Origin of the sequence: Bradyrhizobium sp. WSM1743 (genome assembly GCF_000473065.1) — a bacterium.
Classification (GTDB): Bacteria; Pseudomonadota; Alphaproteobacteria; order Rhizobiales; family Xanthobacteraceae; genus Bradyrhizobium.
This window is the reverse complement of record NZ_AXAZ01000014.1, coordinates 137,725-155,965: the sequence shown is the minus strand read 5'-3', so window position 1 is coordinate 155,965 and position 18,241 is coordinate 137,725. Positions and strand designations below refer to the sequence as shown.

Sequence of the window (18,241 nt, the reverse complement as noted above, 5' to 3'; positions counted from 1 at the left end):
CAAGGTCTTTTGCTCCAGGTCGAAGTAGCCCAGATCGTAGTGCATGAAGCTGACGAGCCAAATGCCGTCGTCGACCTCCTTGATGCCGAGCTTTTGGCCGGCCAGCACGACGGAGATATTGATTTTCTTGCGGTGCAGGCAAAGGCGCCCACAGGATGTGATGACGACGTCTCGATCGTGGAAGGGATAGGTCAGTTCGGGCAGGCCATCGTAGCGGCGTGCTGAAGCTGTGTAGAGGTCTGCGGGACGCTTCATATCGAGAGCTTCGTGAGGGCGTTCCTCATTGAACTCGTGCCGGAAGCTATCAAAGCGATCCTGCTGCTGGAGGCTGTTGAACCCCGGCGGTCTGGTGGCTTCCCTTTTGAGCGTGAGATGCATGCGCTCATGACGGCCGTTCTGCTGCGGATGGCCTGGCTTAATGCGCTCGATCGCAATGCCGAGCCGGAGCCACCACACTGACAGCTTCGAGAGATTGAACAAAGCATTGGGACTGGCAAAGGGGACGCCATTGTCGGAGCGGATGGCAAACGGCAGGCCGCGCTCGCGGAACAGCTGCTCAAAGGCTGTGAGGGCAGCGTCTTCGCGCGTTGAGTCCAGCGCTTCGCAGAGCAGCAGAAAGCGCGAGGCATGGTCGGTAACGGTCAGTGGATAGCAGTATCGGCCATTGCCGAGCTTGAACTCGCCCTTGAAGTCGGCGCACCACAGATCATTGGGGAGCGTGCCCTGCGACAGCGGCGTGCCCTGCGCATGGTGGCGCGGCCCGCCGCTGCGCTTGACCAGACCGTGGCGGTCGAGCACCGCATGAATGGTGCTTTTGGCGGGAACCCTGATGTCGCCATCGAGCCGGCGTACCAGCAGTTCGCGGATCTTGCGGGCGCCCCAGTGCGGCTTCTCGGCCTTGAGCTGGACAATCAGGGTCTCGACCTGTTGCGGGAGCTGATTGGCATAGCGTATGGGCCGCCTGGAGCGGTCGCTCAACGCCCCAAGCCCTTGCTCCTTGTAGCGGTCGAAAATCTTATAGCCGGTCTTGCGGGAGATGCCGAACTCGCGGCAGACCTCGGTCATGGCTTCCCCATCCAGAAGCCGGGCGACAAAGCGCAGGCGCTCTTCCATTACCGAACTCACTTTCCACGGCATCCACACCTCCCGCAGAACAAAAGCGGAAAGTGTAACCCATGTGTCCGGTACGTTCTGTCACCTATGTCTCGGGCCGCTCAGGCCCGCCGGCGATCTCGGCTTCTGCGCCTGCTGCGGTGATCGTTTCCGCTGCAGCCACGACCGCCTCAGCGCCGGTCACGACGACCAAGTCTCCCACTAGGACCACGGCAAGCGCAGACAAGCCTAAGCACGCGCGCAGCCGGACTGAGCGCCGCATCGTCGGCGAGCTGCATCGCCACGGCATCTATTGGTAAGGGAGCTGCATACTCCGCTCTCGCCGTCATGCCCGGGCTTGTCCCGGGCATCCACGTTTGTTGACGAGTGCCCAAGAACGTGGATGGCCGGGACGAGCCCGGCCATGACGCAAGTTGAAGCTATCTGTGTGGATGATCGCGCCTACTGCGAGACCGTCTGCACCACACTCGAGATCGGGCGAGCGTTCGTGCCTGCGGTCGGCACCTTCAGCTCCTTCAGCAGCGCCTCGTCATATTCCGGCAGCGTCTGGAAGGTCGTCTTCGCCTTCATCTGCACGACCTTGTAACCACCGGCCTTGAGCCGCGCCAGCAGCGCCGGCATGGCTTCGCCGGTGTGCTTCTGGAAGTCGTGCATCAGGATGATGCCCTTGCCGAGCTTGTCGAGCCTGGTCATCACGGTCTCGACGATCTTCTCGGGCGTGGCGCCCTTCCTGAAGTCGAAGGAGTCGATGTCGGTCGAGAACATCGCGACGTTGCGGGTGCCGAAATAGGTCACCATCGCCGGATTGTGCTGGAGCTGCGGGAAGCGGAAGAACGGCGCCGGGTTGGTGCCGAGCGCGAACCGCACCGCGCTAAAGCCCTTCTCGACCTCGTCCTTGACCTGCTGCTCGGTCATCTTCTTGCTGTTGAGGTTGACATGCGACCAGGTGTGCGTGCCGACGGTGTGGCCCTGGGCCAGCACCTGGCGCAGGATCTCCGGATGGTAGGTCGCGTGCTTGCCGACCGAGAAGAACAGGCCCTTGGTGCATTCATCCGCGAGCGCCTTCAGCACGGCGGGCGTATTGACCGGCCAAGGACCGTCGTCGAAGGTCAGCACGACCTCCTTCTCGGTCAGGAAGTCGAACTGCTTGAAATGCTCGAAGCCGAAGCCCGGGCCGCCGGTCGTGTCGATCTCGACGACGCGGGACACACCCAACGCGTTGGGATTGGCGCAGGCCTGTTTCGGCTGCATCGGCATGACAGGAGCTGGCGCAGGTGCCGGAGCCGCTGCGGCCGGCTTGGCCGCGATCGCCGCGGTGGTCTCGACGTCGTCTTTGGCGGCAAGCTTCGCCTGTGCCGGCAATGGGTCGGCAGCACGGGCGGCAACTGTCTTGGGAGCGCCCTGATCGGCGCGCGCGGAATAATAAAACCAACCGCCGGCGGCGATCACGACCGCGGCAACTACACTGGCCAGCATCAGGCCCAACGCATTACGCATCGCTACTCTTTCCAATTACGCAACCAAACCGGCGGAATTTCCCGCGCGACGAGCCATTAATGCGAAGTAAGAGTTAACGTGACACCAACACGACAGCGGATGCGGAGGAATTTCAGCGGGGTGCGCCAAAGTGACCGGGATCACAGAGGATTGGCCTCCGTGAGCGTCATCACAGTGGAAACGGATTTGCTGGAGCATCGTAGTTCCCATCAACAACGGGCGCCGTTGCGACGGCGCCAATGGGAGCTTCAAATGGCCAAGTCGTTTACTGCCAAGTCCTTGAGTAGCAAGATCCGCGACACCAGCCTGGCGCTGGGCTTTGCCGCCATCGTCTCGATCGCTTCGACGAGCGCGAGCTTCGCCTTCTCGGCCGAGGCGCAGCAGATGTGCACGGGCGATGCCTTCCGCCTCTGCTCGGCGGAGATCCCCAATATCCCGAAGATCACGGCGTGCATGATCAAGCATCGCTCTGACTTGAGCGCCGGCTGCCGCGCGGTGATGGACAAGGATCTCGCCAAGGGCGCCTCACGCAAGGTCGCGGACGCCCAGGATAACCAGTAAGAGACAAGCAGTAAGCAACGCGCAACCGAGATCGTTGCGTCAGTCAGCTCCCCTTGCGATGTGCTCCCGACGTCAAGCCGGGGCCCCGCGACATTCGTCCTGTTCGGCAACAAAGCCGTTGCAGCCTCCGGACCGTCGCACTAGCCTCGCCCGCACATTCTTTTGCGCTACGAGGCATTACGCGATGGCCAGATTTCTTTTCTTGATTCCTTTGCTCCTGTGCGCATCGGGCGCGTCAGCGCAGCAGCAGCCCGGCCACGACGCCTGCGCGCGCGACGTCTCGCGGTTTTGCCGTGCCGTGATGAGCAATGGCGATAGCGCCGTGCTCGCTTGCCTGAAGCAGAATCGCACCCGGCTGAGCAAAGGCTGTGACAAGGTGCTGACGGATCACGGGCAGTAGTGGTTTGCGTAGCCCGGATGGAACGAAGCGTAGTCCGGGATTCTGTTTCCAGGGTGAGACTGCCCCGGATTGCGCTGCGCTCCATCCGGGCTACGAAGAAAACCTACGTGCTGCTCCCCGCCGCGGTCGCGACCACCGGCAACACCTCTGCGCTTGCGCGGTCCGGCGTGTCGTCTTTCCAGCGCACCGAGCCGAACGGGCGCTCCAGCATGCGGCGGATCCGCACCGGCTCGGGGCCGATGTGGAAGTCGATCGCCTGCTGATGCAGCGCGCGTTCTGACTGGGTCGAGCGGTTGCGCTGACGTAAGTAGTCAAACCAGGTCGGGCAGTGATAGCGCTCGGTCCACAATTCAGGGTCGGCGATGTCACGCGCGATCGACCAGCCATAGGCGCCGTTGCGCTGGCGGGAGAGCTGCACGTCCTGCATCACGTTGTGGAAGGCGCGTGCGTTCTCTTGCGCGACCCGGTATTCGATCTCGACCACCAGGGGCCCGCTACGCCCCGTCAGTGACAGCTTCACCTCGGGATCGGCCAACACGTCCGCATCCTCGTTACGGGCGCCGACGCGCGGCATCGCAAGCCAGATGCCGAGCAGCGGCGAGATCAGCATCAGGCCTGAGGCCGTCAGCAGCGCGACCTCGACGCCGGCATAGTCGGTGAGATGGCCCCAGCCCCAGGCGCCGATCGCGATCCCGCCGGAAATCGAGGCCTGGAACGCCGCCAGCGAGCGGCCCGCCACCCAGCGCGGTGCCGAGAGCTGCACGCCGATGTTGAACAGCGCGATCGCAGCCATCCAGACCGCGCCGGCCAAGACCAGCGCGGTTGCCGTCAGCACCGGCTCCGTGCTCAGGGCAAGCGCAGCCATCGCGAACGCCATCGAGATGGTGCAGGCGCGGATCGCAGCCTCGCCGCTCATGCGCTTGCGCAGTTCGTGGATGTTGAGCGCGCCGATCACCGCGCCCATGCCGAAGGCGCCCAGCATGATGCCGTAGGTCTGCGCGCCGCCACGCAGCAGGTCACGCGCGACCAGCGGCATCAGCGCCATGATGGCACCGCCGATCAGGCCCATCACCAGCGTGCGCAGCAGCACGATCTTGATCGGCGGTGAATTGGTGATGTAACGCACGCCCGAGACCATGGCGCGGTTGAGCTTTTCCCGCGGCAGGCGCGAGGGCTCGGTGCTGCGGCGCCAGAGCAGCAGCACCACCAGCAGCGGCAGATAGAGGATCGCATTGCAGGCAAACGCGGCCACTGCACCGAGCGCAGCGACGATGACGCCGCCGACCGCGGGGCCGAAGCTGCGCGCGATGTTGTAGCTGATGCCGTTCAGCGCCACCGCGGACGCCAATGCCTCGGGCGGCACCTGCTCGCTGACCGAAGATTGCCAGGCCGGGCCGAACAGCGCATTGCCGCTCCCGACCACGAAGCAGAAGGCGAGCAGCAATTCGGGGGTGATCAGGTTGAATCCGGCCAATACGGTGAGCGCGGTTGCGCCGATCAGCGCGATCGACAGCGAAACCACGCTGACGATGCGGCGGTCATACATGTCGGCGATGGCACCGGCGGGCATCGAGATCAGCATGATCGGCAGCATAAGCGCGGTCTGCACCAGCGCCACCTTGTCTGCCGAGGCCGCCATCTGCGTCATCGCCCAGGCGGCGCCCACGCCCTGGATCAGGAGGCCGAGATTGGAGAGCAGGCTGGCGAGCCAGATCCGCCGGAACACGGTGTACCGCAGCGGCGCAGTGATGCCGTCGGCGGTCATGTTTTGGCGGTTCGGCTGCTCGGTCATACCCCCTTCCATATCGGATGGCAGAAGCGGTCGTGGTGATTCCGGCAGATTCAGTGATGCCCGCGAAAGTCCTTCGCTGTCCAGTGGTTAGGCCGCTATAAGCGGTGCAAAGAGGCGGTTTGCCGGGGAGGAACAGATGAAGCTGTCACGACGGACGGTTTTGCAGGGCGTTGGCAGCTTGCCTTTCGCAATTGCGAGCTTGCGGACGGGTGCGATCGCGCAGACCGCACCAGCGGCCACACCGAGCACGGAGGTGCCGCCGATCCTCTTCGTCCACGGCAATGGCGATTACGATGCGCTCTGGATGACTACCTTGTGGCGGATGGAGTCCAACGGCATCGCGCGCGAGCGCATGATGGCGATCAATTTCACCGATCCCTTGGCGCGCAGCGACGACAAGGTCGAGCAGGCGGGCCGCTCCTCGACCGAGGACCAGCGCCGCGAGCTCACCGCCGCCATCGCCGAGCTGAAGCGCCGCACCGGCGCGCCTCGCGTGGCGCTGGTCGGCAGCTCGCGCGGCGGCTACGCCATTCGCAATGTCATCAAGAATGGCGGCGTCGGCGATGTCAGCCACGCCGTGCTGTGCGGCACGCCCAATCACGGCGTGTTCGCGACCGACGACCAGCCCAACAACGAGTTCAACGGCCGCGGCGCGTTCCTGCGCGGCCTGAACGAAGGCGAGAGCGAGGTGACGCCGGGCATCGCCTTCCTCACGCTGCGCAGCGACGGCCTGGACAAATATGCCCAACCCGACGGCCGCTTCATCGGCAAGCCTGACACGCCGACCAATGTCACTGCCGAGGGGCCGGAGCTGAAGGGTGCCACCAATCTCGTGCTCGGCGCGCTCGACCATCGCGAGGTGGCATTTCACCCGCGTGCCTTCCGCGAGATCTACAAATTCATCGCCGGACGCGAGCCCACGCGCATTGCCATCGTGCCGGAGCAGAGTGTCCGGCTGAGCGGCCTGGTCACCGGCACGCCCGGCGGTGTGTCGACCAACCGCCCGGTCGCAGGTGCAACCGTCGAGATATTTCGCGTCGATCCTGATACCGGTGAGCGCAAGGCTGGTGCGCTGCACAGCTCAAAGACCGGCTCGGACGGCCGCTGGGGGCCGGCGCAGGTCGAACCGTCCTGGTCGCTCGAATTCGTGCTGGCGGCGCCGGATGCGCCGACCACGCACATCTATCGTTCGCCCTTCCCGCGCTCGTCCGAAGTCGTGCACCTCCGGCCCGCGCGCCCGCTCGGGCCGGCGGACAAGGACGCCGGCGCCGTCGTGATCATGTCGCGGCCGCGCGGCTATTTCGGACTGCCGCGGGACGTGGTGCTGTTCGACGGCAAGGAGCCGGCCGACGTCAAGCCGGGCGTGCCCACGGATGCGACAGCAACACTGCGGCTTCCGGCCAGCGAGGTCGGGCGTAACATCGTGGCCCAATTCGGCGAAGAACGGATCGTGGCACGCGTCTGGCCTGCTTCCGAGAAGCGGATTGCGATTGCCGAGCTGACTTACTAGCTATTTGCCTGCGTCACATCTTGCGGGAGGGAGCCATGAATATCGCCAGCGTGCGTCGGCCCATCATCCCTCCGGCTCCCCCGCGTGCGCCTGACGACATGTCATTCTTCGCCCGGCTCGCGGTGATCCGGCAGAACATGATCGCGACCTGGGGACAGCGCGCCTATGAGGAAGACGTCATCCCGGGCCGCTTCTTTTTCCGCAACAGTTTTATCCTGAACCAGCCAGATGCGATCCGGCACGTTCTGCTCAACAATTACGAGAACTACACGCGCACGCCGGCCGGCATCCGCATGCTGCGCCCCGTGCTCGGCGAAGGGCTTCTAATCGCGGAAGGTCATTCCTGGACTTTTCAGCGCCGCACGCTCGCGCCGGCCTTCACGCCGCGGGCCACCGCAAATCTCGTTCCGCACATGACCGCGGTGCTCGACGAGACCATCGCAAAGCTCGACGCGCGCGCGGGTGAAGACGTCGACCTGCGCGAGGTCATGCAGCGCATGACGCTCGAGATTGCCGGGCGCACGATGTTCTCGTTCGGCATGGACCGGCACGGCGCGACATTGCGCAACTTCATCATGGAATATGCCGCGCGGTTGGGGCGGCCCTATTTCCTCGACATGGTGCTGCCGGTGTCCTGGCCAAGCCCGATGGATCTTGCCCGCGCCCGTTTCCGCAAGCGCTGGACCGAGTTCGTTGCCATGCTGATCGCCGAACGGCGTTCGGCCGGCAAGAAGGACGGCGCGCCGCCGCGCGACCTGTTCGATCTCATGGACGAGGCACGCGACCCCGAAACGGGCAAGGGTTTCTCGGACGAGCAGCTCATCGACGAGGTCGCGACCATGATCCTGGCGGGTCATGAGACCACGGCGACTGCGCTGTTCTGGGCGCTCTATCTGCTCGCGCTCGATCCCGACACGCAGGAGGAGGTGGCGTCCGAGACCCGCGGCGAGCATCTCGACAGCATCGCCGACATCGATCGCCAGAAATTCACCCGCGCCGTGATCGAGGAGACCATGCGGCTCTATCCGCCCGCGTTCCTGGTCGCGCGGGCCGCGCGCGACAAGGACAATGCGGCCGGCGTCGAGATCGGCAAGGGCAACATCATCATGATCGCGCCCTGGCTGCTGCACCGGCACGAGAAGCTGTGGGATCAGCCGAACGCGTTCATTCCAAAGCGCTTCCTGGCGAAAGAGCCGCCCGACCGCTTCGCCTATCTGCCGTTCGGCGCAGGTCCGCGCGTCTGCATCGGTGCGCCGTTTGCCCAAGCTGAATCCGTGCTGGCTCTGGCCCGGCTGATCGGTGCCTTCCGTGTCGCGCTTGCCGATCAGGCGGCTCCCGTGATCCCGCATGGCGTCGTCACCACCCAGCCGGACCATTCACCCATGTTCCGCATCACGCGTCGGTGACAGGCGCCCGTCTGGCCGATGGCGCGATCCACCCTAGATAGAGCCCCGCCATGAGTGACATCCAGGCCCAGTTCTCCGTTCTGAAGCAGACCGCCGACGCCAAGGTGGTCGATGCGATCGCGCAGCTGATCGCCCACGGCCAGGATCGCGACCTTAACCGCATCAATGTGCTGGATTTTGCCGATCGCACCGGGCTCGACCAGGAGAAGGTCATTTCCGGATTCCTGCATGCCTCGCGGCTCGGCCTGTTCGACATGAGCTGGAACGTGCTGTGTCCTGGCTGCGGAGGGGTCTTGGGCGCACACGCAACGCTGAAATCGTTGAAGCACGAAGACTACAACTGCGCGCTCTGTGCAGCCGGATACGAGGCGTCCGTCGATGAGATGGTCGAGGTGGCCTTCACCGTCAGTCCGCGGGTTCGCCGCATCGGTGCTCACGATCCCGAGACGCTGCCGATCTGGGAATATGTGCGGCAGATGTTCTGGAGTTCAGGCGTCGACATCAACGATGAAACCTTTTCGCGCCTGATCAACGAGGTGACGCTCGAGGCACTCGAATTGCCTGCCGGCGAGAAGGCAATCCTCTCGCTGAACTTGCCCAGCCAGTTCATTATCGTGTTCGAGCCGGTCACTCATTCTGCCCATTTCCTCGACGTCCAGGGTGAGGCGACGAGTGAACGCCAGCAGCTTTCGATCATGTTCAACAAGCTGGAGGCGCCTACGGGGACCACGGTGATGCGCCCCGGGCCGTTGCGGCTTACGCTCGAGAACCAATCGGGCGGTCGCGTGTTGCCCTCGGTCTGGATTGCTGCCGACGCGCTGCATGAGATGATCGGCAAACGCAAGCCAATCCTGACCGCCAAGCGGATGCTGTCCAATCAGACGTTCCGCGATGTCTTCAAGGCCGACAATCTCAATGTCGACCAGCGATTGAAGATCACGTCCCTGACCTTCCTGTTCACCGACCTGAAGGGATCGACGGCCCTGTACGAGCGCGTCGGCGATCTCACTGCGTTCGATCTTGTGCGCGCGCATTTTCGTGCGCTGTTGGAGATCATCGCTGCCGAGAAGGGTGCAGTCGTGAAGACGATCGGCGATGCCGTCATGGCGACTTTCGTCAGACCCGAGCACGCCATCACCGCGGGGCTGCGCATGCGTGCAGCCATGGACGAATTGAACAAGCAGCGCGGCGCCAACGATCTCATTCTCAAGATCGGCATCCATGAAGGTCCCTGCCTCGCGGTGATGCTCAACGAGCGGCAGGATTATTTCGGCCAGACGGTCAACATCGCCGCCCGCGTGCAGAGCCTGTCGACCGCGCGGGAGATTCACATCACCGGCCCGGTGGCGGATGCGCCGGCCGTCGCCGAAATCCTCCAGCAGCGCGAGATCAAGCCGATCCAGAAACAGGCCGCGCTGCGTGGCATCGCCGACAAGATGGTGGTGTACGAGATACCGTGAGGGACGGGCGCCACACTCTCCGTCATTGCGAGGAGCCCTTGCGACGAAGCAATCCAAAATCTCTGCGGAAAGATTCTGGATTGCTTCGCTGCGCTCGCAATGACGTTGTGGAGGGGGAGGAGGCAACCCAGATTGCCGAAACGTAATGCAACGCGCGGAACTGACGCACGTTGCGCCGCTTGAGTTTCCCGCTCATATAAGGCTGGTAACGGCCGCGCTCCTCGCGGCGTCATCGATCTCGGTAGGATCTCATGCTCGACGGCTTGCGCCAATTCATCGCCGACATTGTCGGTCCCCAAGCTCAGGACCGCGCATTCGGCGACAGCGATTATCGGCTGGCCGCGACCGCGCTGCTGGTTCATGTGGTCTCGCTCGACGGCCAGCCGAGCGCAGCCGAGAAGCGCAAGCTGCATAGCCTGATCGAAAGCCATTTCGGGCTCGACCGCGGTACCGCGGACCGCCTGATCGTCGATGCGACGGAGGTCGAGGGCGAGGCGGTGGACCTCTATCATTTCACCAGCGTCATCATGCGCTCGCTCGACGAAGAGGGCCGCAAGCGCATCGTGCAGATGATGTGGGAGCTGGTCTATGCCGACGGTCAGGTCAGCGAGTTCGAGGACAACGTCGTCTGGCGTGCTTCCGACCTGCTCGGGATATCCCAGCGCGACCGGATCGAGCTGAAGCACGCAGTTGCAGAGCGTGTCGGTGGCCAAGTCAAGGATAGCGCTGTCGGCGGCTGACGGCGCTGGACTCGGCGACACGCGGCGTGCGCGCGCATACATGACGAAACTTTAATTTATTCGCTACCTGCGCCGAATTCGCCTGTAAATCAACGGTCTTTCAGCACTGCCTGTCGTTCTGCTCAAGCGGCCATGCTGCCAGTGCCGCTTGCCTCCTGCGTTCGGCCTATGCTCTCGTTCCTCCGTTGCGGGGCCAAAATACTTGATTTCAAGAGACGTCGATCGTGGCTGAGCGGGTGACGCTGATTACTGGTGCCTCGGCGGGCATCGGGATGGAGCTGGCGCGTGTGTTTGCCGCCAATGGACATCGCCTCGCATTGACCGCGAGACGAGCGGATCGGCTCGAAGCGCTCGCCAATGAGCTCGCTGCCAAGGGCGGCAAGAAGCCGATCGTGATCGCCTGCGATCTCGAGGACGCGGATGCCGGCGCGACAATCGCGGCAGCGCTCGCGGCCGAAGGTGTCGAGCTCGACCATCTCGTCAACAATGCCGGCTTCGGTGTGTTCGGCGATGCGATCGAGCACGATCGCATCGAGCAGCTCGGCATCGTCGACGTCAACGTCCGCGCTCTGACGGATCTGTCGCTGCGCTTTGCCGATCAGCTCATCAGGAACAAGGGCGGTCTTCTCAATGTCGGCTCGGTCGCCGGCTTTCTGCCCGGACCCGGCATGGCCGTGTATTACGCATCCAAGGCCTATGTGATTTCCCTTACCGAGGCGTTGCGGGCGGAGCTTGCACCGCGCGGCGTCCGCGTCACCGTGCTCTGCCCGGGTCCGGTGCCCACGGAATTCCAGGCGCGCGCCGGCGTTGGATCGCAACATGATACGGCCGTTCTCAACGTCTCTGCCGCCGAAGTTGCACGAGAGGCGTATCGTGGCCTAAGGGCCAACAAACGGGCAGTGCTGCCTGGTCTCGGCATCAAATTTGTGCCGTTCGCGCTGCGTTTCTTCCCGCGCGGCTTCATCCTGGCAGCCACCAGCCGGTTTCAGAGGCAGAGGCGCTGAAGAACGCCCCGCGCGTCCGTAGTGGCCCGGAGCTTGCTTCAAGATCGGGGCGTGTGTGCGCAAACTCACGCGATGTTAACCATCGATTAGCTATGCTGGCGGTCTGAACCGATAGCACTCGCAGAGGCCATGTCGTTCCGGACGGACAGGTTTGGTGGCGCAGAGGTGGTGCCCTTCCCACGGAGGGCGCCGAGCGCCGCCGCCTCTGAGACCCGGCTGCCGGTTCTGATCGTCCTGCATCAGGAATGCTCGACACCGGGCCGCGTCGGCAATGCGCTGCGCGCGCTCGGCCATCGCCTCGACATCCGCCGTCCCCGCTTCGGCGATCCCCTGCCCAAGACGCTCGATCGGCATGCCGGCGCCGTGATCTTCGGCGGTCCGATGAGCGCCAATGATTCCGACGAGTACATCCGCCGCGAGATCGAGTGGATCGAAATTCCGCTCCGCGAGCAGCGGCCGTTCCTCGGCATCTGCTTAGGTGCGCAGATGCTGGCAATGCAGCTTGGGGCCCGCGTCGCGCCGCATCCGCAGGCGCTGACCCAGATCGGCTATTACCCGATCAGGCCGACCGCTGCGGGCCATGCGCTCTGCCCGCATTGGCCGGCGCAGGTCTATCACTGGCATCGCGAGGGATTTGAGCTGCCGGTAGGCACCGAGCTGCTGGCGGAAGGCGATGATTTTCCGGTGCAGGCGTTCCGTGCCGGCAATGCTTTCGGCGTACAGTTTCACCCCGATGTGACCTATGCGATGATGCATCGCTGGACCACGCGCGGCTATGACGGCTTCAGCGCGCCCGGTGCGCGGCAGCGGCACCATCACTTCGCGGATCGTGCCGTCTACGATGTCGCCGAGCGCGCCTGGCTCGATCATTTCATCGACGGATGGCTGGCGCGCCGGCCGGTGCTGGCGCAAGCGGCCGAGTGATCGCGCCTTCGCGCGAGGTCCTTGGCGCAGATCCTTGGCGCAAGTCCTTGCCTCTTCCCTGGATATGCTAGGCTCGCTGCCAACGAGCGCGCGCGAAATTGCGCCGGCAAACCAGGGAGAGCGTCATGGGCTACGAACACATTCTCTATGAGGTGAGCGACAAGATCGCGACCATCACGCTGAACCGCCCGGATCGCATGAATGCGTGGACGCCGATCATGGAGCGCGACGTGCGTCACGCGATGGAGGCGTCAAACGCCGATGACAATGTCCGCGTCATTGTCCTCACCGGCGCGGGCCGCGCCTTCTGTGCCGGCGCCGACATGGATGCACTGAAGGCCCTCGACCCCGATGACGTCAGGCGCGCATCGAACCTGCCGCCGTTCGACATGAATCGCCGGCCGGATTGGCAGACGCGCTACGGCTACTATCCCTCGATCAAGAAGCCGGTCATCGCCATGCTGAATGGCGCCACCGCTGGAATCGGACTCGTGCACGCGCTTTATTGCGACCTGCGCTTTGCCGCCGACAACACCGTGTTCACCACGGCCTTCGCGCGGCGCGGTCTGATCGCCGAGCATGGCATCAGCTGGATGCTGCCGCGCATCGTCGGCCACGCCAATGCGCTCGATCTGTTGCTCTCGGCGAGGCGCGTGTCGAGCGAGGAGGCGTTGCGGATCGGGCTGGTCAACCGGCTCTGTCCACCCGAGAAGCTGCGCGAAGAGACTTATGCTTATGCGCGCGACCTCGCCGATTTCGTCTCGCCGAGCGCGATGGCCGTGATCAAGCGCCAGCTCTACGAGGTGCCGTTCCAGACGCTGGCCGAGGCCACGATCGAGGCCAACAGGGAGATGATGGTGGCGCTGAACGGGAGTGATTTCCGGGAGGGTGTGGCGAGCTTCATGGAGAAGCGGCCGCCAAGGTTTACGGGGAGGTAGGGGGAGATCGGAGGGAGCCCGCCGTCGCCCTTCGGGCTATGGCGCGGCAGCCTTCGCTACGAAGCGGCTTGCCGAGCCGAAGCAGGCGCAGCCTGCGAAGGCTGGTGGAGCCAGGCGGGATCGAACCGCCGACCTCGTCATTGCGAACGACGCGCTCTCCCAGCTGAGCTATGGCCCCTTTGCTGGCCGCTCTGGTGAATGCGGCCGACAACCGGGCGCCATTTAAGTCCCCGCCAAGGTCAAGTCAAGGACGCGTGTAACCCGGTTTTAGCCATGGAGGCGCCGACTTCCCTTGTTTGGGCGGGGGGGAACCGATATCTAGCAACGGGCGTCAATCCGACCGTAGCCAGAATTTTCAAAAAGCCAAGAGGCCTCAAAAGCCATGCGTGCCGTTCTCGACATCGTCATCATTGTGCTCGACCTCTACGTCTGGCTGCTGATCGCCTCCGCGATCCTGTCCTGGCTGATCGCTTTCAACGTGGTGAACACCCGCAACCAGTTCGTATCGGCAGTGGCGGAGTTCCTGTACCGGATCACGGAGCCTCTGCTGGCGCCGATTCGCAATTTCCTGCCCAGTCTCGGCGGTCTCGACATCTCGCCGATCATCCTGATCCTGATCATCATGTTCATCGAGCGGGTGATCCTGTACTACATCTACCCGAACGTGATCTGAGCGGGCTGGAGCGCCTTGGTTGCGAAAGAAGCTTCTAGGGAACCCTGGCGTTACTCGGCCGCAGGAATCAGCGTCGCGCTGCGGGTGACGCCGCGCGGCGGCCGCGACGACATCGACGGGATCGAGCAACTCTCGGACGGCCGCAGCGTGCTCAAGGTGCGGGTGCGCGCCATCGCCGATGGCGGCGAGGCCAACAAGGCCGTTCTGGTGCTGCTGGCGAAATCGCTCGGCGTTCCCAAGAGCAGTGTAAAGCTGCTATCCGGAGCCACCTCGCGGCTGAAGCAGATCGCGATCGACGGCGACCCGGCGCGGCTCGGCGAAACCCTGCGCGAGCTCACATCGGCCAAATCGATAGACTGAGAGAACGGACATGACCGCTGAGATCATCGATGGAAAAGTCATTGCCGCGGACCTCCGGGCTCGCGTCACCGAGGAGGTCGCCCGCGTCAAGCGCGAGCACAATCTGGTGCCGGGCCTTGCGGTCGTCCTGGTCGGCAACGACCCCGCCAGCGAGGTCTATGTCCGCTCCAAGCATACCCAGACCCAAGCGGCCGGCATGGCCTCGTTCGAGCACAAGCTGCCGGCCGACGTCTCGCAAGCAGATCTGCTGGCGCTGGTCGCAAAGCTCAACCGCGATCCGGCCGTGCATGGCATTCTGGTGCAGTTGCCGCTGCCGAAGGGGCTGAACACCGAAGCCGTCATCAACGCCATCGATCCCGCCAAGGACGTCGACGGGCTGCATCCGAACAATGCGGGCCGGCTCGCCGGCGGCTTCGAGGCGCTGTCGCCCTGCACGCCGCTCGGCTGCATCATCCTGACCAAGAGCGTGCACGCCTCGCTCGAAGGCATGAATGCCATCGTGATCGGCCGCTCCAACCTGGTCGGCCGCCCGCTGGTGCAGCTGCTGTTGAACGAGAACGCCACGGTCACGATCGCGCACTCGCGCTCGCGCGATCTACCCGGCCTCGTGAAGAAGGCGGACCTCGTCTATGCCGCGGTGGGTAGACCAGAGATGGTGCGCGGCGACTGGCTGAAGCCGGGTGCAACCGTGATCGATGTCGGCATCAACCGCATCCCGAGAGAAGACGGCAAGACGCGCCTCGTCGGCGACGTCGCCTATCAGGAAGCGCTTGGCGTTGCCGGTGTAATCACGCCGGTGCCGGGCGGTGTCGGCCAGATGACGGTGGCGTGTCTGCTGGTGAACACGCTGCGCGCGGCCTGCGCGATCGCCGGGCTGGCGAAGCCGGCGGTGTAGCTGTTCGTCATTGCGGGGCGATGCGCAGCATCGAACTCTGGTGCGCAACTGCGCACCTGAGAATCTCGAGGTTCCGAGTTCGCCTCTTCGAGGCGCCCCGGAACGACAACTAGCCCTTCTTCTTCTTCTCGCGCTCGATGCCTTCGAGGATCAGCTTGTGCGCTTCCTCCGGGCCGCCCCAGCGCAAAATCTTCACCCACTTGCCCTTTTCGAGATCCTTGTAGTGCTCGAAGAAGTGCTGGATCTGCTGCAGCGTGATGTCCGGCAGGTCGGAATAGCTCTTCACCTTGTCGTAGCGCTGCGTGAGCTTGGACGACGGCACCGCCAGGATCTTCTCGTCGCCGCCGGCTTCGTCTTCCATGAACAGCACGCCGACCGGGCGCACGCTCATGACGGCGCCGGGGATGATGGCGCGGGTGTTGATGATCAGGACGTCGCAGGGATCGCCATCATCGGACAGCGTGTGCGGGATGAATCCGTAGTTACCGGGGTAACGCATCGGCGTGTAGAGGAAGCGGTCGACAACCAGCGTGCCGGCCTCCTTGTCCATCTCGTACTTGATCGGTTCGCCGCCCACCGGGACCTCGATGATGACGTTGACGTCGTGGGGTACGTTTTTTCCGATCGAGACCGCATCGATACGCATTCAAGACTCCGTTGTTGCCGAGGATAAATCGCGCCCGGCAGCGATTTTGGCGCTGTCATACGCGGGCTTGGCCCGCTGATCCATCGCGTTTTTGTGAAATAATGAATCCGGCGATCACCGGCTCTGAAGGCGACGGTATCGACGGGCGGGAAACGCTGCCGGGGAGGGTTTCAGCAGCTCAATTGGTCCAGGCGAAGGCAACTTTGTCGAGCGATTTCGGCCCGAACCGCTCCGACGAGCGTGCCACCATGCGGCCGCCCAGGGCACGGTAGAACTCGGTCGCCGGGTCGTTGTCCGAGAGCGCCCACACCACCATGCTCTTCAGCCCGCTCTGCATGAGGTCGCGGCGGGCGGCGGCGAACAGGCGGCGGCCGAAGCCCAGCCCCTGAAACTCGGGGCGCAGGTACAGCTCGTAGATCTCGCCGTCGAAATGCAGGCTGCGGGCGCGGTTGCGGCCGTAATTGGCATAGCCCGCGATCTTGTCGCCGAACACCAGCACGCTGACACGGCTGCCCTTGCGGATCGCGCTGTCCCACCACTGCGGACCGCGGCGGTTGATCAGCTTCTCCAGCTCGGCGCCGGGAATGATGCCCTGATAGGCCGAACGCCAGGCTTCGTCATGGGTCGATGCCACCGCAGTTGCATCTGCAGCTTTGGCCGGCCGGACCTCGATCAGGGTTGTGCTCATGGACGCGATCAAATCAAGTCGCCGCGCCGGCGGCAAGACCTATCGTTAATTATCGGTTAACCTGTGGACTTTCTGCATCAGTATTATGGCAGTGTTGTACCGAAAGAGGACAGGCCGCCACGTCCGACGGCAATCGCGGGCTATGCGTCGGTGCAAAACTACGGTGCGGCAACGAGGGAACGGCAGGTGGCAACGCAGAAAGTCGGTCGATAATGATTCGTTCCTACTAATCTGGCTGTCGCTGTTCGCGCTCGCCCTTTGCAATTCATGCGGCTCCTCAACACCATCGCACTTCTGCCTCTGCTGGCTTTGCTGACTGCGCCACCTCTGTGCGCTCAGGTCACGCTCGGCCCATCGGGAGAGGAGGGCGAACCGTTTCGTCGGCAAGAGTGGCTTGTGCCTTCGCCGGATACCGACCTTGCTGCGCATGCCCTGCTGTTTCGCCCTCCGGGTCCAGGTCCGTTCCGGCTAGCGGTGATCGCGCACGCCTCGACGCAGAACGCGTTGCGTCGGGCGCAAATGCCGCAGCCGGAATACCGCCCGCTTGCCGCTGATCTCGTCGCGCGTGGCTTTGCCGTGCTGGTGCCGGAGCGGCCCGGCCATGGTGCGACCGGCGGCCGCTATATCGAGGATCAGGGCGGCTGCGACGAGGCCGACTACGCACGCTCGGGCCGCGCCACGGCCGATGCAATTTCGCGCGCGCTGGACTATCTGCAAAAGCAGGATTTCGTCCGCAAGGATGCCGCGGTCGTGATCGGCCATTCCGCCGGCGGATGGGGTGCGCTGGCGCTCGCCAATGCCGATCCCAAGGTGATCTCCGCGATCACAGTGTTTGCGCCGGGGCGCGGTGGCCATGCCAATGATGAGCCGAACCGAATCTGCGCGCCGCATACGCTGCTTGCCGCGGCAGCGGACTTCGGCAAGGCGGCGCGCATCCCCGTCACGTGGCTCGTTGCGGTCAATGACAGCTATTTCGCCCCAGCATTTTCGCAAAAACTCGTCGATGCGTTTCGCGGCAGTGGCGGCAAGGTCGAGTTTCGCTCGCTGCCGGCTGTCGGCAGCGAGGGCCACTGGATGATCGAAACCGAAGCCGGCGTCAAAGCCGCAAGCGGCGAGCTCGCGCGCGCACTGAACCCGCATAGGCCTGTGGCGACCAAGAAGCCATGACGCTGTATTTCCTGGTCAAATTTATCCATGTGCTCGGCGCCATCGTCATTCTCGGCACCGGGACCGGCATCGCTTTCTTCATGCTGATGGCGCATCGCACGCAGGATCCGGAGTTCATCGCGCGTACCGCTTCTGTGGTGGTGATTGCGGATGCACTTTTCACACTGTTGGCGGTGATCCTCCAGCCGGTCAGCGGCGGCCTGCTGATGATGCTGTCGGCGACGTCGATCACCGAACGCTGGCTGCTCGCCTCGCTCGCGCTCTACGTCTTTGCCGGCTTGTTCTGGATTCCCGTTGTCTTCATGCAGATCGAGATGCGCGATCTCGCGCGCAAGGCCGCCGCGCAGCGCAGTGCGCTCCCACAGCGCTATTTCGTCCTGTTCCGCCGCTGGTTCGCGTTCGGCTTCCCCGGCTTCGGGGCGACTATGCTAATCCTCTGGCTGATGATCGCAAAACCGTTCTGAGAG

The 18,241-nt window shown here is 63.9% G+C and carries 19 protein-coding genes and 1 tRNA gene; 14 read left to right on the top strand and 6 right to left on the bottom strand.

Annotated features, from left to right (window positions below; genetic code table 11):
• The coding region (locus tag YU9_RS0112185; RefSeq protein WP_036017248.1) for an integrase core domain-containing protein at positions 1-1,137 on the bottom strand (1,137 nt) is incomplete at its 3' end.
• 417 nt (positions 1,138-1,554) lie between these two features.
• Positions 1,555-2,610, bottom strand: a complete 1,056-nt coding sequence (locus tag YU9_RS0112175) for a polysaccharide deacetylase family protein (protein WP_027573087.1) — start codon at positions 2,608-2,610, stop codon at positions 1,555-1,557.
• A 252-nt stretch (positions 2,611-2,862) separates the two neighbouring features.
• On the opposite strand from YU9_RS0112175, the gene YU9_RS0112170 reads away from it, so the two are divergent.
• The gene (locus tag YU9_RS0112170) at positions 2,863-3,171 is read left to right on the top strand and encodes a hypothetical protein (protein WP_027573086.1); all 309 of its coding nucleotides are present in this window, start codon (positions 2,863-2,865) and stop codon (positions 3,169-3,171) included.
• Positions 3,172-3,355: 184 nt separating this feature from the next.
• Positions 3,356-3,571, top strand: coding sequence for a hypothetical protein (locus YU9_RS0112165; protein WP_027573085.1), 216 nt, complete (start codon positions 3,356-3,358; stop codon positions 3,569-3,571).
• Between the two features lie 103 nt (positions 3,572-3,674).
• Here YU9_RS0112165 and YU9_RS0112160 read toward each other — a convergent pair whose 3' ends face one another.
• Positions 3,675-5,363 carry an MFS transporter gene (locus YU9_RS0112160; protein ID WP_027573084.1) on the bottom strand — a complete coding sequence of 563 codons (1,689 nt, stop codon included), beginning with the start codon at positions 5,361-5,363 and terminating at the stop codon, positions 3,675-3,677.
• A 136-nt stretch (positions 5,364-5,499) separates the two neighbouring features.
• On the opposite strand from YU9_RS0112160, the gene YU9_RS0112155 reads away from it, so the two are divergent.
• The 7 genes from YU9_RS0112155 (at position 5,500) to YU9_RS0112125 (ending at position 13,345) form a co-directional block, all read left to right on the top strand.
• A complete protein-coding gene (locus tag YU9_RS0112155; protein ID WP_027573083.1) occupies positions 5,500-6,873 on the top strand; it encodes a hypothetical protein in 1,374 nt (457 codons plus the stop codon).
• A 35-nt stretch (positions 6,874-6,908) separates the two neighbouring features.
• Positions 6,909-8,279 (top strand): cytochrome P450, encoded by a 1,371-nt coding sequence (locus tag YU9_RS0112150; RefSeq protein WP_027573082.1) that lies wholly within the window; start codon positions 6,909-6,911, stop codon positions 8,277-8,279.
• A gap of 50 nt (positions 8,280-8,329) precedes the next feature.
• Positions 8,330-9,739: an adenylate/guanylate cyclase domain-containing protein gene (locus YU9_RS0112145; protein WP_027573081.1), complete on the top strand. Its 1,410-nt coding sequence runs from the start codon at positions 8,330-8,332 to the stop codon at positions 9,737-9,739.
• A 251-nt stretch (positions 9,740-9,990) separates the two neighbouring features.
• Positions 9,991-10,479: a TerB family tellurite resistance protein gene (locus YU9_RS0112140; protein ID WP_027573080.1), complete on the top strand. Its 489-nt coding sequence runs from the start codon at positions 9,991-9,993 to the stop codon at positions 10,477-10,479.
• Positions 10,480-10,703: 224 nt separating this feature from the next.
• A complete protein-coding gene (locus tag YU9_RS0112135; protein WP_027573079.1) occupies positions 10,704-11,483 on the top strand; it encodes an SDR family oxidoreductase in 780 nt (259 codons plus the stop codon).
• 129 nt (positions 11,484-11,612) lie between these two features.
• Positions 11,613-12,407 (top strand): glutamine amidotransferase, encoded by a 795-nt coding sequence (locus YU9_RS0112130; RefSeq protein ID WP_027573078.1) that lies wholly within the window; start codon positions 11,613-11,615, stop codon positions 12,405-12,407.
• A gap of 125 nt (positions 12,408-12,532) precedes the next feature.
• On the top strand, positions 12,533-13,345 hold the full coding sequence (locus YU9_RS0112125) for an enoyl-CoA hydratase (RefSeq protein ID WP_027573077.1): 813 nt from the start codon (positions 12,533-12,535) through the stop codon (positions 13,343-13,345).
• Positions 13,346-13,447: 102 nt separating this feature from the next.
• Here YU9_RS0112125 and YU9_RS0112120 read toward each other — a convergent pair.
• Positions 13,448-13,523, bottom strand: a tRNA-Ala gene (locus YU9_RS0112120).
• A gap of 204 nt (positions 13,524-13,727) precedes the next feature.
• On the opposite strand from YU9_RS0112120, the gene YU9_RS0112115 reads away from it, so the two are divergent.
• From YU9_RS0112115 to folD, 3 genes are read left to right on the top strand one after another with little or no spacing between them, the layout of a single operon-like run.
• On the top strand, positions 13,728-14,018 hold the full coding sequence (locus YU9_RS0112115) for a YggT family protein (RefSeq protein WP_018645113.1): 291 nt from the start codon (positions 13,728-13,730) through the stop codon (positions 14,016-14,018).
• A gap of 15 nt (positions 14,019-14,033) precedes the next feature.
• Entirely contained in the window at positions 14,034-14,378 is a 345-nt protein-coding gene (locus YU9_RS0112110) for a DUF167 domain-containing protein (RefSeq protein ID WP_027573076.1), read from the top strand.
• A 10-nt stretch (positions 14,379-14,388) separates the two neighbouring features.
• The gene (gene folD, locus YU9_RS0112105) at positions 14,389-15,273 is read left to right on the top strand and encodes a bifunctional methylenetetrahydrofolate dehydrogenase/methenyltetrahydrofolate cyclohydrolase FolD (protein ID WP_027573075.1); all 885 of its coding nucleotides are present in this window, start codon (positions 14,389-14,391) and stop codon (positions 15,271-15,273) included.
• Positions 15,274-15,382: 109 nt separating this feature from the next.
• On the opposite strand, the gene ppa is transcribed toward folD, so the two are convergent.
• Positions 15,383-15,919: an inorganic diphosphatase gene (ppa, locus tag YU9_RS0112100; protein WP_027573074.1), complete on the bottom strand. Its 537-nt coding sequence runs from the start codon at positions 15,917-15,919 to the stop codon at positions 15,383-15,385.
• Positions 15,920-16,097: 178 nt separating this feature from the next.
• Positions 16,098-16,607, bottom strand: a complete 510-nt coding sequence (locus YU9_RS0112095) for a GNAT family N-acetyltransferase (RefSeq protein ID WP_008136728.1) — start codon at positions 16,605-16,607, stop codon at positions 16,098-16,100.
• Positions 16,608-16,874: 267 nt separating this feature from the next.
• Here YU9_RS0112095 and YU9_RS0112090 point away from each other — a divergent pair, with 267 nt between their 5' ends.
• Positions 16,875-17,774 carry a S9 family peptidase gene (locus tag YU9_RS0112090; protein ID WP_027573073.1) on the top strand — a complete coding sequence of 300 codons (900 nt, stop codon included), beginning with the start codon at positions 16,875-16,877 and terminating at the stop codon, positions 17,772-17,774.
• The gene (locus tag YU9_RS0112085; protein ID WP_027573072.1) at positions 17,771-18,238 is read left to right on the top strand and encodes a DUF2269 domain-containing protein; all 468 of its coding nucleotides are present in this window, start codon (positions 17,771-17,773) and stop codon (positions 18,236-18,238) included. The genes YU9_RS0112090 and YU9_RS0112085 overlap by 4 nt, the downstream gene beginning before the upstream one ends.
• Positions 18,239-18,241 lie beyond the last annotated feature (3 nt).